Genomic DNA, 13,116 nt, shown 5'->3' on the forward strand with positions numbered 1-13,116 from the left:
CCCAACTCGGACATTGCAAAGCGAGCGCGGAGCCTACGGCTTCTGGTGATATTCGGTGATGTTGATATCGCTGAGGTCCAGGCCACATTCGCGCGCCAGAAGGTCATTCGTGCGTTCGATTAACGGGCGGTAGGCGGCGATCTGTGCATCGGATACAGCCCCGGCGGTCAGGCCGATGCCGTTGTTAAAGCCGAACCGGTTTCCTGCGTTATAGATTTGGACACGAGGCCTAAGGCGACCTGCGTGGTAGGTCCACGTCTCAGCGACAGTTGTCGGGGATGCACCTCTTGCGATTTCAAACTGCGATGTAGGCCACTCCGTCCGCCGATATTTGATCGCGCTGACTCCTTCAGCCGTCCGTAGCACCCGAGGAATACAGGACGTGTCTGGAAGCCCAGCCAAGGGTGCGTATGCGTCGATGCCGCCAAAATGATCGCACGAAGCCGTCAGGGTGCCGACGAGAGCGAGCAAGACATATGATCTTCTCATGGCTTGGACTCTATCAGTCAGACGGCAGCTTCCCACCCTTGGCGGACATTCGATTTGTCCGCTTGCAGCTTCCGGAGCAAGCGCCTCCCGACAGCCTCGCTCGCGACCCATTCTGACGCAGCGCTCTGCTATGGCGGGCCTCGATGCCGCGCCGCAAAGCGCCCGATTTCAGACGATTCAGACGAATTGGACTCTGTTTTTTCGTCGCCGGGTCTGAAAGCCTCGCGGCCGGCGCCGCCTGCGTCCATTTCAGCGCTTGATGGCGAGGCATCCCGACGCCATCTGATCCGTTACGATTCTTCGAGCCATACGCGGACCCGATCATGACCTTCGCCGACCCGACGCTGAACACGCCCGACGACCTGATCAAGGACGGCTCCGACGCCGGCTTCATGACCGACGTGATCGAGGCCTCGAAGCATCAGCCGGTCATCGTCGACTTCTGGGCCACCTGGTGCGGCCCGTGCCGGACGCTGGGCCCGGCGCTGGAAAAGGCCGTGCGCGGCGCCAAGGGCGCGGTGAAGATGGTCAAGATCGACGTCGACAAGAACCCGGCCTATGCGGGCCAGTTGCGGGTCCAGTCGATCCCGACCGTCTACGCCTTCGTCAACGGCCAGCCGGTCGACGGCTTCCAGGGCGCCGTGCCCGACAGCCAGATCAAGGCCTTCATCGACAAGCTGACCGGCGGCGCGGGCGTCAACACCGACATTGAACAGTTGCTGTCGCTGGGCGAGGAATCCCTGTCGCTGAACGACCTCGGCGGCGCGGCGCAGGCCTTCGCCCACGTCCTGACCATCGAGCCGGACCATCAGAAGGCCATCGCCGGCATGGCCCGCGTCTATCTGGCCGAGGGCGACGCAGAACAGGCGCGCCAGACCATCGCCATGGCCCCCGCCGACTCGACCGATCCCATGGTGCAGAGCGTCCGCGCCCAGCTGACCCTGGCCGCCTCGGCCCCTACCGGCGCCAGCGCCGAACTGGAAGCGAAGATCGCCGCCGATCCCAATGACCATCAGGCCCGCTACGACCTGTCCGTCGCCCTGGCCTCGGCGGGCGATCTGGGCGGCGCGGTCGATCAGTTGCTGGCCATCGTCAAGGCCGACCGCGACTGGAACGATCAGGCGGCGCGCAAGCAGTTGCTGACCGTGTTCGAGGCCGCCGGCGCGACCAGCGAGGTCGCCCGCGACGGACGCCGGCGTCTGTCGTCGATCCTGTTCGCCTGATCGGAAACCGACGATGGCCCAGGGCTATATCAAGGCGATCGAACTGCCCCAGGTGATCCCGGTGTTTCCGCTGCCGGGATCCATCCTGCTGTCGCGCGGCCAGCTGCCGCTGAACGTGTTCGAGCCGCGCTATCTGAACATGGTGGACGACGCCATGGCCGGTGACCGGATGATCGGCCTGATCCAGCCGCTCAGTGATCTCGACCTCCAGCCGCCGCTCGCTCGCGTCGGCTGCGCCGGGCGGATCACCAGTTTCAACGAGACCTCGGACGGCCGCTATCTGATCACCCTGACCGGGGTCTGCCGCTTCCGCGTCACCACCGAGCTTCAGGTCAAGACGCCCTATCGTCAGGTCCGGGCCGACTTCAACCCGTTCGAGGGGGACCTGCGCGCCCCCGACCCGACCGCCGAGTTCGACCGCGACCACTTCCTCGACGCGCTCCGCCCCTATCTGGAGCACCGCGGGCTGAACGTGGACTGGGACACGGCCGGGATCGCGCCGCAGGAAGCCCTGATCAACAGCCTGGCCATGGCCCTGCCGTTCGAACCCGCCGAGAAACAGGCCCTGCTGGAGGCCTTGACGCTGGAAGACCGCGCCGAAGCCCTGACCTCCCTGCTGCGCATCGACGCCGCCGACCCCGGCGACGAAGACGGCCCGGCGATGCAGTGAGTTGGCGCTGCTCCGACCTAGCGCTATGAACCGCAACCGCCTCTGGCGAACTATTGGGCGGCCGGCGCCCTCAAGCAGCGAGCCGCCGCGCGGCAAGCGATAGGGCACAATAATGAGCGACGCCTTCAACACCCCCGTCTCGGTCGATCCCCGCCTGCTGGAGGTCCTGGTCTGCCCCGTCACGCGGGGCCGCCTGACCTATGACCGCGAGCGCAACGAACTGGTCTCGACCGGCGCCAAGCTGGCCTTCCCGATCCGCGACGGCGTGCCGATCATGCTGGTCGAAGACGCCCGTCCTCTGGACTGACTCTAGGGGCAAAGGCGCGGTCCGCCCTCAAACAGCGAGCGCCCGCAGCGCGAGCGATAGGGCTCTTCGCCTAAAGGCTCTCGCCCTTCAGCAGCTTCGGCAAATCCCCGGTCGCGCCGCCGGCCTCGTGCATGAAGGCGCGGCGCAGGGGGGCGATGCGGTTGACCGCCGCCATGCCCAGGTCGCGCGCCAGCCGCACCGGCGCCAGATCGTTCGAGAACAGCCGCACAAAGCCGTCAAAGCCCGCCGCCAGCGCCGCGTTGTCGAACCGGCGCCAGCGGGCGTAGCGCTCCAGCACCAGTTCCGAGCCTATGTCCTCGCCGATCCGCACCGCGTCGGTCAGAACCTCGGCCAGGGCGGCGGCGTCCTTCAGCCCCATGTTCAGGCCCTGCCCCGCCACCGGGTGCACCCCGTGGGCGGCGTCGCCGAGGATGGCGATGCGCGGCGCGACCAGCTTCTCAGCCAGCTGCAGCGACAGCGGATAGACAAAACGCGGCCCGACCACCTCCACCCCGTCCAGGAACTCGCCGAAGCGGCGCATCAGGTGGGCGTGGAAGGCCTCGTCCGAGGCGACCTTCAGGGCCTCTGCCCGGCGCGTGCTTTCGGTCCAGACCAGGCTGGCGCGCTGCTCCGTCAGGGGCAGGATGGCGAAGGGGCCGTCCGGCAGGAAATACTCATGGGCGACATTGCCGTGGTCGCGGCCCAGCTTGACCGTCGCCACCACGCCGCTCTGCTTGTAGGCCCAGCCCAGGGTGTCGATCCCGGCCGCCTGGCGCACGGTCGAGCCGCGTCCCTCGGCCCCGACGACCAGCGGCGCTTGAATCGTCGAGCCGTCCTTCAGCGTCACGGTGGCCAGACCGGGCCCGACCTCGACCCCGGCCACGCTGGCAGGGGCGCGGACCTCGATCCCGGCGGCGGTCACGGCCTCGGCCAGAGCCGTGCGGATGCGGCGGTTCTCCAGCATATAGCCCAGGGGCTCGCCGCCGTTGCGGTCGCCGATTTCGTCGGCGTCGAAGCGGATGAAGGCCGGCGACGGCGGGCGGCTGGCGGCGCCCGGCCGCTTGCCGTCCGTCACCAGGATGCGGTCCATGCGGCAGGCGTGGGGACGAAGGCTCTCGCCCAGACCCAGGGCGTCCAGCATACGGAAGGTCGAATAGGCGATGGCCGTCGAGCGCCCGTCAAAGGTCGGCGCCAGCTGGGCGTCGAACGGCTGGGGATCGACCAGCACCGGCTTCAGCCCGCCCTGCGCCGCAGCCAACGCAAACGTCGCCCCCGCCAGTCCCGCGCCCGCGATGATGATGTCGTAGTCCGTCTGAGCCATGTCGCCTGTGTCGCGCCGATGGCCGCCCGCGTCCAGAGGCCTCGACAGAGGCGAGAGGTCGCGCTCGCCTGATCGCCGCCTGGTAAACAGCCCCTTAACCCTGTCGCGCGACAAGGGAGGACTAGTCTTCTGAGGTTCGCCTTCATGTCCGCCGCCCTCGCGCTCGGCCAACGCGCCTGGTCCACCGCCCGCATCGTCTGGGGGGCGCCCTTCGCCGTGCGTTTCCGCGGCGTGCTGCAAGCCCTGCTTTCGACCCTGCTGCTGGTCGCCATGATCTCATGGAACCCGGCCGACCCCAGTCTGAACGCCGCGTCGACGCAGGGGCCGACCAACTGGCTGGGCGCCACGGGGGCGACCCTGGCCGATCTGATGATGCAGTCTCTGGGCCTGGCGGCCTGGCCCGCCATCCTGCTGCTGATCGCCTTCGGCCTGGCCGTCGCCATCGGCGACACCCTGCAACACCGGCTGCAGCCCACGGCCTTCAAGGTCTTCTGCTCCGTCTGCGGCGTCCTGCTGCTGTCCGCCGCCCTGTCGGCCCTGGCCGCGCCCGCCAAATGGCCGCTGGCGGCTGGCCTTGGCGGTCTGTGGGGAGACGGCGTGACCGGCCTGTCGGCGCAGGGCCTCGCCGCCCTGCACATTCCCGCCGGGCGCTGGATCGCCGGCGGCCTGTTCCTGATCCTCGGTCTGTGGACCCTGGGCTATGCCGTCGGCCTGCGCCTGCGCGACTTTACCGACACCGCCGGCTGGGCCGCCGAGAAGCACGCCGCTCGCCGCGCGGAGCGCCCCGCGAAGGTCAAGGCGTCGGCCAAGATCGCCAAGGGCGACGCCCGCGCCGTGGCTGAAACCGCCCCCGCCTCAGCGGCGCGCAAGCCCCGCCGCGCGCCCGAGCCCAACGCCGGGCCCGCCGGCCACGCCGACGGCGACAATCCTTATGCGGCCGATCCCTATGCCGATGCGGACGCCTCGACCGCCCCGCCGCCGTGGGAGGACGAGGCCCCCGCGCCGATCCCCCCCCCCTCAGCCACGCGCGGCGCCACCCGCGCCGCCGAGCCCAAGGTCGCTGCCGTCAAGGCGCCCCGCCCCGCCCGCGACGCCGACCAGCAGACCTTTGAGTTTGAGCCCAGCGACGGCTTCGACCTGCCCTCGCTCGGCATCCTGGCCAAGCCGCAGCAGCGCGTCGGCGCCGTCGACGAGGAGTCGCTGAAGCAGAACGCCAAGATGCTGGAGGGCGTGCTGGCGGAGTTCGGCGTGCGCGGCGCGATCGACCAGATCCGCCCCGGCCCCGTCGTCACCCTGTACGAACTGGTCCCCGCGCCGGGCGTGAAGCACGGCCGGGTCGTGGCCCTGGCCGACGACATCGCCCGCTCCATGTCGGCCCGCGCCTGCCGCATCGCCGTCGTGCAGGGCAGGAACGCCATCGGCATCGAACTGCCCAACGCCAAGCGCGAGACCGTCTATCTGCGCGACCTGCTGGCCTCAGGCGAATACGACAAGAAGAGCCACCTGCTGCCGCTGGCGCTCGGCGAGACCATCGGCGGCGAGCCCTATGTCGCCGACCTGGCGCGCATGCCCCACCTGCTGATCGCGGGCACCACCGGCTCGGGCAAGTCGGTCGGGGTCAACGCCATGATCCTGTCGATCCTGTTCCGCCACACGCCGGCCGAATGCCGCTTCATCATGATCGACCCCAAGATGCTGGAGCTGTCGGTCTACGACGGCATCCCGCACCTGCTGGCCCCGGTCGTGACCGATCCCAAGAAGGCGGTCGTGGCCCTGAAATGGACCGTGCGCGAGATGGAGGACCGCTATCGCCGGATGTCCAAGCTCGGCGTCCGCAACGTCGCCAGCTACAACGAGCGCGCCCGCGAAGCCCAGGAAAAGGGCGAGCATTTCGAACGCACCGTCCAGACCGGCTTCGACGAGCAGGGCCGCCCGGTTTACGAGAGCGAGAAAATCCGCCCCGAGCCCATGCCCTATCTGGTCGTGGTCATGGACGAGATGGCCGACCTGATGCTGGTCGCCGGCAAGGACGTGGAGGGCGCGGTGCAGCGTCTGGCCCAGATGGCTCGCGCCGCCGGCATCCACCTGATCATGGCCACCCAGCGCCCGTCGGTGGACGTCATCACCGGCACCATCAAGGCCAACTTCCCGACCCGGATATCCTTCCAGGTCACCTCCAAGATCGACAGCCGCACCATCCTGGGCGAACAGGGCGGCGAACAGCTGCTGGGTCAGGGCGACATGCTCTACATGGCCGGCGGCGGCCGCATCACCCGCCTGCACGGTCCCTTCGTTACCGACCAGGAAGTCGAGGAGGTGTGCAAACACCTGCGTTCCCAGGCCGAGCCCGACTACCTCGACCTGATCACCGACGAACCGGACGGCGACGGCGACGGCGCCTTTGACGAGGACGGCGGCGGCTCTGGCGACGACCTCTATGACCGCGCCGTGGCCGTGGTCACACGCGACCGCAAGGCCTCGACCTCCTACATCCAGCGTCGCCTGCAGATCGGCTACAACCGCGCCGCCACCCTGATCGAGCGCATGGAGCAGGAAGGTGTCGTCAGCCCCGCCAACCACGCCGGCAAGCGGGATATCCTAGCCGGTCCTCCTCCATGACCTAATCGGCTCCGCCGAGGCGTCAGCTTCGCTGAGGCGCTATCGCTCGCGACGCGGTCGCTCGCTGCTTCAGCGCCAAAGCCAAGAAGACTGGACGGAACCGGCCCCACCCTGCGTCCGTTGGACCGCCTGGGTCCTCAAGCAGCGAGCCGCCGCGCGGCGAGCGATAGGACCCTAAACAATGAACGATGCTTCATCGGACCGCCGAAATATGGTCAGGCTGGCGTCATGGGGTCGCCGTCTGCCTCCGGCTTGATGACGATCCGAACCCTCATCCCGAATGGGAGAAGACAAGACATGACCATTTCACGCCGCGCCTTCGGCTTCAGCGCCGCCGCACTCGCCATCGTCGCCGCCGCGCCCGCCTCGGCCCAGTCCACCCTGTCCGCCGAGGATCAGGCCGTGCTGCGTCAGGCCCAGTCCTATCTGACCGCCCTGACGGCGGCGCAGGGGACCTTCGTCGAGACTGGCCCTGGCGGCCAGCAACGCTCGGGCAAGTTCTGGCTGCAGCGTCCCGGCAAGATGCGCTTCGAATACAGCGACCCGGCCGGCCTGCTGGTCGTGGCCGACGGCAACAACGTCAAACGCTATGATCCGCGCCTGAACGTCTTCCGTCAGGTGCCGCTGGCGGCCACGCCGCTGTCGACCTTCCTGGCGCGCGAGGTCCGGCTGGATCAGGGCGTGCGCGTCGACCGCGTCACGCGAATGGACTCCGGCGCCTTCGCCATCACCGCCCGCGACGCCTCCAAGCCCAACGAGGGCTCGGTCATCCTAGCCTTCGCCGGTTCGCCGCTGCGGCTGCAGGAATGGACCATCACCGACGCGCAAGGGTCGCGGACCCGAATCCAGCTGACGTCGCTGCAGCCCGCCTCGGGTCTGGCCGCCAGCCTGTTCCAACTGCGCGACCCGACCCGCCGCCCCGGGCGCGACTAGGATCGGCCGCAGCCAGGACGGCGTCACGCAAACTCCACAGCGCCGACGCATTCTGTTGATTTGACTTTTTTCCCCGCTGTGACACTTTGAGCACAGGAACGGCGGCGGCCGTTCTGTCCGCCATGGAATCATCCCCTCCCGGCGGCGAGAGAGACGAACTGACAGCGCCCGGACCCGTTCCGGGCGCTTTTTTATGCCCCGACCATGCTAAGGCCGGAGCATGAGCCTTCGTATCGTCACCTGGAACATCAACTCGGTCCGCCTGCGCATTGATCAGGTCGCCCGCTTCGTCGCCGAATATGCGCCCGACGTCCTGTGCCTGCAGGAAATCAAATGCACCGAGGACCAGTTTCCCCGTCAGGCCTTCGAGGAAATGGGCCTGCCCCACCTGCGCATCGGCGGTCAGAAGGGCTGGCACGGGGTGGCCATCGCCAGCCGCCTGCCGATCCTCGACAATCCGAGGCTGGATCTCTGCCGCGAGGGCCACGGCCGCTGCATCTCGGGACTGATCCAGGGCGTGGAAGTGCAGAACTTCTATATCCCCGCCGGCGGCGACCTGCCCGACCGGGCGCTGAACCCCAAGTTCGATCACAAGATGGACTTCTATGAGCGCCTGACCGCCGAGATGCGGACGCGCGACAAGCAGCGGCCTCTGGTCCTGGCTGGCGACTTCAACATCGCGCCCGGCGACAACGACGTCTTCAACCACAAGTTCATGCTCAAGGTGGTCAGTCACACGCCGAGCGAGATCGAGACCTTGCGCCGCCTTCAGGACGCCGGCGGTTTCGCCGACGTGGTCCGCGACCAGATCCCGGATCCGGTCAAGCTGGCCAGTTGGTGGAGCTATCGCGCCAAGGACTTCCGCGTGTCGAACCGGGGCCTGCGGCTGGATCACCTTTGGACTTCGCCGGGCCTGACGCCCGCCGTGGTCAAGGGCAGCGCGCGCATCCTCGACACGGTGCGCGAATGGGAAAGGCCGAGCGACCATGCCCCCGTGGTGATGGACCTGGACGTCTAGAAAATTTCAGATGAGCGGACGGCAGGCGGTCGGGGGAGCGACCGCCTGCCATTCTGCGTCAGGCGGCGCCGAGCAGCTTGGCGCCGGCCAGGACGGCCAGCAGGATCAGGGTGACGCTGCCGGTGAAGACGACGACGGCTTCGAACGAGAGGGCGTCGGCGCGGGGATGCACGAGTTTCATGTCTTGGTCCTTTCGGCGGGGAGATCCGAATGCACCGAACATGGTCCATCGACCGACTGTGGGCAAACCACGGTTAGGCTGGGTCGAGTGAGTTCAGATCACTCGACGGCCGGGTCTGCGTGGGCCTCGGCCTCGATCCAGCTGAGGAAGCGCCGCAGCTTGGGCTCGTCGGCGCGTTCGGGCAGGACCACGGCCCAATAGGCCAGGTTATTGGTCAGGGCGTGGTCGACCGGCTGGATCAGGCGGCCTTCCCTCAGGTCGTCGGCGGCCAGCGGGGCCGAGGTCAGGGCCACGCCGCGCCCCGACAGGGCCGCCTCCAGCGCCAGATGGCTGTGGCTGAACATGGGCCCGCGCAGATGCTGGACGCGCGGGTCGACGACGCCCGCGCTCTCGAACCAAGCCTTCCAGCCCATGCGGTCGGCGAAGGGCAGGTCGTGCCAGCTTTCATGGATCAGCACAGCGTCCAACAGGTCGGCGGGGGTCCGGATCGTGCGTGCCGCGGCCAGGGACGGGGCGCAGACCGGGATCAGACGTTCGCTCATCAACCGACGCGCGACCTGGCCGGGATAGGGCCCCTCCCCGTAACGCAGCGCCACGTCGGCCTCGCCGTTCGACAGGTCGGCGAGACGGTCCTCAGCGAAGACGATCAGGTCGAGGTCGGGATTGTCCTCGCTGAAGCGGTGCAGGCGCGGCGACAGCCATTTGCCCGCCAGCGACGGCAGGGCTGAGATCCTCAACTGACGGCTGCGCCCCGGCCGCACGGCCTCCAGTGCGCTTTCCAGCCGTTCGAAGGCGTCGGCCACGCCCTGGGCCAGACGGCGGCCGTCGGCGGTCAGGACCACGGAGCGGTTGAAGCGGTCGAACAGGCGCAGGCCCAGCCGCATCTCCAGCGCCTTGATGTGGCGGCTGACGGCGCCGGGGGTGACGCCCAGTTCCCCGGCGGCCTCGCGGAAGCTGCCGAGGCGCGCGGCGGCGTCGAACGCCCGGAGCGCCACCAGCGGCGGGGTCGGACGACGCTCGCTCATCGTCCCGTCAGGGCTGCAGGCGGTAGCCGCCCGTGTCGGTCAGCAGCAGCCGCGCCTGACCCGGCTCGGGCTCGATCTTCTGACGCAGGCGATAGATGTGAGTTTCCAGCGTGTGGGTGGTGACCCCGGCGTTGTACCCCCAGACCTCGGTCAGCAGCTCTTCGCGCGACACCGGCTTGGCCCCGGCGCGATAGAGGTATTTGAGGATATTGGTTTCCTTCTCCGTCAGCCGGACCTTCTTGCCCTTGTCGTCCAGCATCATCTTCGACGCCGGGCGGAACTCGTAGGGGCCGATCTGGAAGACGGCGTCCTCGGACTGTTCGTGGCTGCGCAGGTGGGCGCGGATGCGGGCCAGCAGGACGGCGAAGCGGAAGGGCTTGGTGACGTAGTCGTTGGCGCCCGAGTCGAGACCCAGGATGGCGTCCGAATCCGACGACTGGGCCGTCAGCATGATGACCGGGGTCGAGACCCCCGCCTTGCGGATCAGACGGCAGGCCTCGCGGCCGTCCATGTCGGGCAGGTCGACGTCCAGCAGGATCAGGTCGGCGCGCACCTCGCGGGCCTGACGCACGCCCTCGGCAGCGGTGGCGGCCTGAACGGGACGAAACTCCTCGTGCAGGGCCAATTGCTCGGCCAGCGCCTCGCGCAGGTCGTCGTCGTCGTCGATGATCAGGATCGTCTTGGGCGTGGCCATGAGTAGAGAATGGCGAGGCTTGAGGGGTTCGCCAAGGGTGCTCCGCTAATTCATCGCTTTAAGAGGGCGCGGCGGGCGCAATTCGTTCCCCGAACAGGGCCGACCCCACCCGTACATGGGTCGCGCCGAGGCGAATGGCGGCCTGATAGTCGCCGCTCATCCCCATCGACAGGACCGACAGGCCATTTCGAGCGGCGATTTCGGCCAGCAGTGCGAAATGCGGTTCCGGCGCCGCGGCCGCCGGCGGGATGCACATCAGCCCCTCGACGGCCAGGCCGTGGACATCGCGCGCGGCGGCGATCAGGGCGTCGGCCTGATCCGGCAAGACCCCCGCCTTCTGCGGCTCGGCGCCGGTGTTGACCTGGACCAGAACGCGCGGCGCGCGGCCGGTCTTGGCCATCGCGGCAGCTAGAGCCGCGGCCAGCTTCTCGCGGTCCAGGGTCTCGATGACGTCGAACAGTTCGACCGCCTCGACCGCCTTGTTGGTCTGCAGCGGGCCGATCAGCCGCAGTTCTAGGTCGGGGAAGGCGGCGCGGCGGTCGGCCCAATGACTCTGCGCCTCCTGCACCCGATTCTCGCCGAAGATCCGCTGACCGGTCGCCAAGGCGGCCTGCAGCGCTTCGCGGCCTTGCGTCTTGGAAACGGCGGTCAGGACGACGGAGGCCGGATCGCGACCGGCCTCCTGGCAAGCCTCGTGGATGCGCCCGCGCACGGCGGCGAAGCGATCAGCAATGGACGAGACGGCGAAAGCGGGATTAGAGGCGGTCATGACCCTGTCCGAGGACGCGCGCACGCTGTGGGAGACGGCGACGGCTCTAGCCCGTGCGGCGGCGGCTGTCAGCCCGCCCCGAAAGCCCCTGCCTCCTCTGCTCTTTCTCACTGACCCGGCGCGCACGCCCCGGCCGTGGGAGACGGCGGTGCGCCTGCCCGCCGGAGCGGGCGTCGTCTTCCGGCATTTCGGCGGGCCCGATGCGCTGGAGACAGGCTTGCGACTGAGGGCGGCGACGAAGGCGGCGGGGGTCCGCCTGCTGGTCGGCCTCGACGCCGATCTGGCCGAGAGGATCGGCGCGGACGGGGTGCATCTGCCGGAACGGGCGCTGTCGGCGGCCTACGCCCTGTCGGGACGACGGCCCGACTGGCTGCTGACGGGCGCGGCCCATTCGCTGCAGGCGGTGAAGACCGGGCGCGATCTGGACGCCCTGGTCCTGTCGCCCGTCTTCCCGGCGGGCGGCGCCTCGGCGGTCAGGATGGCGCTGGGGCTCGAAGGCTTCGCCGCGATGGCGGCGGCGGCGCCCTGCCCCGTCTACGCCCTGGGCGGAATCGGCGCGGCCAATGCGACCGCCCTGATCGGATCCGGCGCATACGGCATCGCCGGCGTGGACGCCGTGCAGACGGCCTTCCTCGCCTGAAAAGCCTAGGCCACGATCAGAATTTGAAGATGGTTTCCAGACGCACGCGCGGGGCGGCGCGGCGGTCGGCGGCGCTTTCGGGGGCGCGAGCCGGGTCGATCTCGGGCGAGGCCAGGTTGGCGGCGGCGCCGACGCGCAGGCGCGGGCTGAGGCGGTAATAGGCCCCGGCCTCAACGTCGCCCCAGTCGGTCTCGCGGCCGACGGGCTGGTTCAGGTTGAAATTCAGGCCCCAGCGGCCGCTGTCGTTCCAGCGCAGACCGCGACGTTGCGGCGCGGCCGGAGCGGTCGACGACTGGGCCGCGGCTTCGGTCAGGGAGACCGCCGGCGCGCGGCGAGCCTGGGCCGAGGCGTCGTCAGCCACCCCGGCGATAGCCAGGGCGCCCACAGTCGCAGCGATGATCGCAACGAAACGCATATTCCAACCCTTGGAACGGCGTTGACGCGCCGATCCTTTTTCCTGAACCCAGGGCCGAAGCCCAAGGACACAGCGATTAGACACCGCTGGTCCACCCGGTCAACGCAACGTGGCCGTGCGCAACCGGTTCCGAACGACTCTGACGCCGCCCTGTGGCGCTGACAGCACGCCAATAAGTCGGCTTCCGGCGGCCGAACACCGCTTCGCCTTGTCATCGCCCCTTTTCACCGTGTTATAGAGCGTCGCTGCGGCGCAGACGTGCGCGGTTCTTCGGGCATACGCGCGCGAGGTCCGCATCACGGCTCGACCTCGAACCCTTACGGAGATTCTCGGAATGGCATTTGTTCGCGGCGCTGCGGTCGCCCTGATCGCGTCGGGACTGCTGCTCGGCGGCTGCTCCAGCCTGCCCTTCGTCGGCGCCAAGGCGAAGGCGCCCAAGGCGGACGCCCAGCTCGGCATCGGCGTGAACGCCTATCTGTGGCGCGCCACCCTGGACACCCTGGCCTTCATGCCTCTGGCCAGCGCCGACCCCTGGGGCGGCGTGATCAACTACGACTGGTACGTCAATCCGCAGGCGCCGAACGAGCGTTTCAAGGCGACCGTCTTTATTCTGGATCGCCGCCTGCGCGCCGACGCCCTCAACGTGTCGGTGACCAAGGAAGTCAAGGACGCCGCCGGCGCCTGGACCGCCGCCCCGGTCGCGGCCCAGACGGAAACGGATCTGGAGAACGCCATCCTGACCCGCGCCCGTCAGCTCAACCTCGCCAACGCGGCTCGCTAAGAGCCGCCTCTCTTTTCGCCACTTAACGCTG

At 68.7% G+C, this 13,116-nt stretch carries 15 protein-coding genes; 8 read left to right on the forward strand and 7 right to left on the reverse strand.

Features of this window, described 5'->3' with window-relative positions:
• Positions 1-33: 33 nt before the first annotated feature.
• Positions 34-471, reverse strand: a complete 438-nt coding sequence (locus tag AB4Y68_RS08850) for a hypothetical protein (RefSeq protein WP_441455174.1) — start codon at positions 469-471, stop codon at positions 34-36.
• A gap of 341 nt (positions 472-812) precedes the next feature.
• Here AB4Y68_RS08850 and trxA point away from each other — a divergent pair, with 341 nt between their 5' ends.
• The 3 genes from trxA (at position 813) to AB4Y68_RS08865 (ending at position 2,689) form a co-directional block, all read left to right on the forward strand.
• Entirely contained in the window at positions 813-1,712 is a 900-nt protein-coding gene (trxA, locus tag AB4Y68_RS08855; RefSeq protein ID WP_441455175.1) for a thioredoxin, read from the forward strand.
• 13 nt (positions 1,713-1,725) lie between these two features.
• Complete coding sequence (locus tag AB4Y68_RS08860) at positions 1,726-2,382, forward strand: LON peptidase substrate-binding domain-containing protein (RefSeq protein ID WP_441455176.1); 657 nt, start codon at positions 1,726-1,728, stop codon at positions 2,380-2,382.
• Between the two features lie 112 nt (positions 2,383-2,494).
• Positions 2,495-2,689, forward strand: coding sequence for a Trm112 family protein (locus tag AB4Y68_RS08865; protein WP_441455177.1), 195 nt, complete (start codon positions 2,495-2,497; stop codon positions 2,687-2,689).
• Between the two features lie 70 nt (positions 2,690-2,759).
• On the opposite strand, the gene AB4Y68_RS08870 is transcribed toward AB4Y68_RS08865, so the two are convergent.
• Positions 2,760-4,010 (reverse strand): UbiH/UbiF/VisC/COQ6 family ubiquinone biosynthesis hydroxylase, encoded by a 1,251-nt coding sequence (locus AB4Y68_RS08870; RefSeq protein ID WP_441455178.1) that lies wholly within the window; start codon positions 4,008-4,010, stop codon positions 2,760-2,762.
• A 144-nt stretch (positions 4,011-4,154) separates the two neighbouring features.
• Here AB4Y68_RS08870 and AB4Y68_RS08875 point away from each other — a divergent pair, with 144 nt between their 5' ends.
• From AB4Y68_RS08875 to xth, 3 genes are all read left to right on the forward strand, one after another.
• Entirely contained in the window at positions 4,155-6,629 is a 2,475-nt protein-coding gene (locus AB4Y68_RS08875) for a DNA translocase FtsK 4TM domain-containing protein (protein ID WP_441455179.1), read from the forward strand.
• A 297-nt stretch (positions 6,630-6,926) separates the two neighbouring features.
• Positions 6,927-7,562 carry a LolA family protein gene (locus tag AB4Y68_RS08880; RefSeq protein ID WP_441455180.1) on the forward strand — a complete coding sequence of 212 codons (636 nt, stop codon included), beginning with the start codon at positions 6,927-6,929 and terminating at the stop codon, positions 7,560-7,562.
• A 220-nt stretch (positions 7,563-7,782) separates the two neighbouring features.
• Positions 7,783-8,580, forward strand: a complete 798-nt coding sequence (gene xth, locus AB4Y68_RS08885; RefSeq protein WP_441455181.1) for an exodeoxyribonuclease III — start codon at positions 7,783-7,785, stop codon at positions 8,578-8,580.
• A 58-nt stretch (positions 8,581-8,638) separates the two neighbouring features.
• Here xth and AB4Y68_RS08890 read toward each other — a convergent pair whose 3' ends face one another.
• The 4 genes from AB4Y68_RS08890 to AB4Y68_RS08905 all read right to left on the reverse strand — a co-directional run bounded on the left by AB4Y68_RS08890 (position 8,639) and on the right by AB4Y68_RS08905 (position 11,249).
• Positions 8,639-8,761: a hypothetical protein gene (locus tag AB4Y68_RS08890; protein WP_441455182.1), complete on the reverse strand. Its 123-nt coding sequence runs from the start codon at positions 8,759-8,761 to the stop codon at positions 8,639-8,641.
• Positions 8,762-8,859: 98 nt separating this feature from the next.
• Positions 8,860-9,786 carry a transcriptional regulator GcvA gene (gcvA, locus tag AB4Y68_RS08895; protein WP_441455183.1) on the reverse strand — a complete coding sequence of 309 codons (927 nt, stop codon included), beginning with the start codon at positions 9,784-9,786 and terminating at the stop codon, positions 8,860-8,862.
• A 7-nt stretch (positions 9,787-9,793) separates the two neighbouring features.
• Positions 9,794-10,480: a response regulator transcription factor gene (locus AB4Y68_RS08900; protein ID WP_441455184.1), complete on the reverse strand. Its 687-nt coding sequence runs from the start codon at positions 10,478-10,480 to the stop codon at positions 9,794-9,796.
• A 58-nt stretch (positions 10,481-10,538) separates the two neighbouring features.
• Positions 10,539-11,249, reverse strand: coding sequence for a YggS family pyridoxal phosphate-dependent enzyme (locus AB4Y68_RS08905; protein WP_441455186.1), 711 nt, complete (start codon positions 11,247-11,249; stop codon positions 10,539-10,541).
• Here AB4Y68_RS08905 and AB4Y68_RS08910 point away from each other — a divergent pair.
• Positions 11,248-11,889, forward strand: coding sequence for a thiamine phosphate synthase (locus tag AB4Y68_RS08910; RefSeq protein ID WP_441455187.1), 642 nt, complete (start codon positions 11,248-11,250; stop codon positions 11,887-11,889). The two genes, AB4Y68_RS08905 and AB4Y68_RS08910, sit on opposite strands and share 2 nt — an antisense overlap.
• A gap of 16 nt (positions 11,890-11,905) precedes the next feature.
• Here the strand turns inward: AB4Y68_RS08910 and AB4Y68_RS08915 are convergent, their stop codons facing one another.
• A complete protein-coding gene (locus AB4Y68_RS08915; protein WP_441455188.1) occupies positions 11,906-12,304 on the reverse strand; it encodes an NtrZ family periplasmic regulatory protein in 399 nt (132 codons plus the stop codon).
• A gap of 334 nt (positions 12,305-12,638) precedes the next feature.
• Here AB4Y68_RS08915 and AB4Y68_RS08920 point away from each other — a divergent pair, with 334 nt between their 5' ends.
• On the forward strand, positions 12,639-13,085 hold the full coding sequence (locus tag AB4Y68_RS08920; RefSeq protein ID WP_441455189.1) for a DUF3576 domain-containing protein: 447 nt from the start codon (positions 12,639-12,641) through the stop codon (positions 13,083-13,085).
• Positions 13,086-13,116 lie beyond the last annotated feature (31 nt).

This window comes from Brevundimonas sp. 2YAF1 (genome assembly GCF_052114745.1).
Taxonomy (GTDB): domain Bacteria; phylum Pseudomonadota; class Alphaproteobacteria; order Caulobacterales; family Caulobacteraceae; genus Brevundimonas.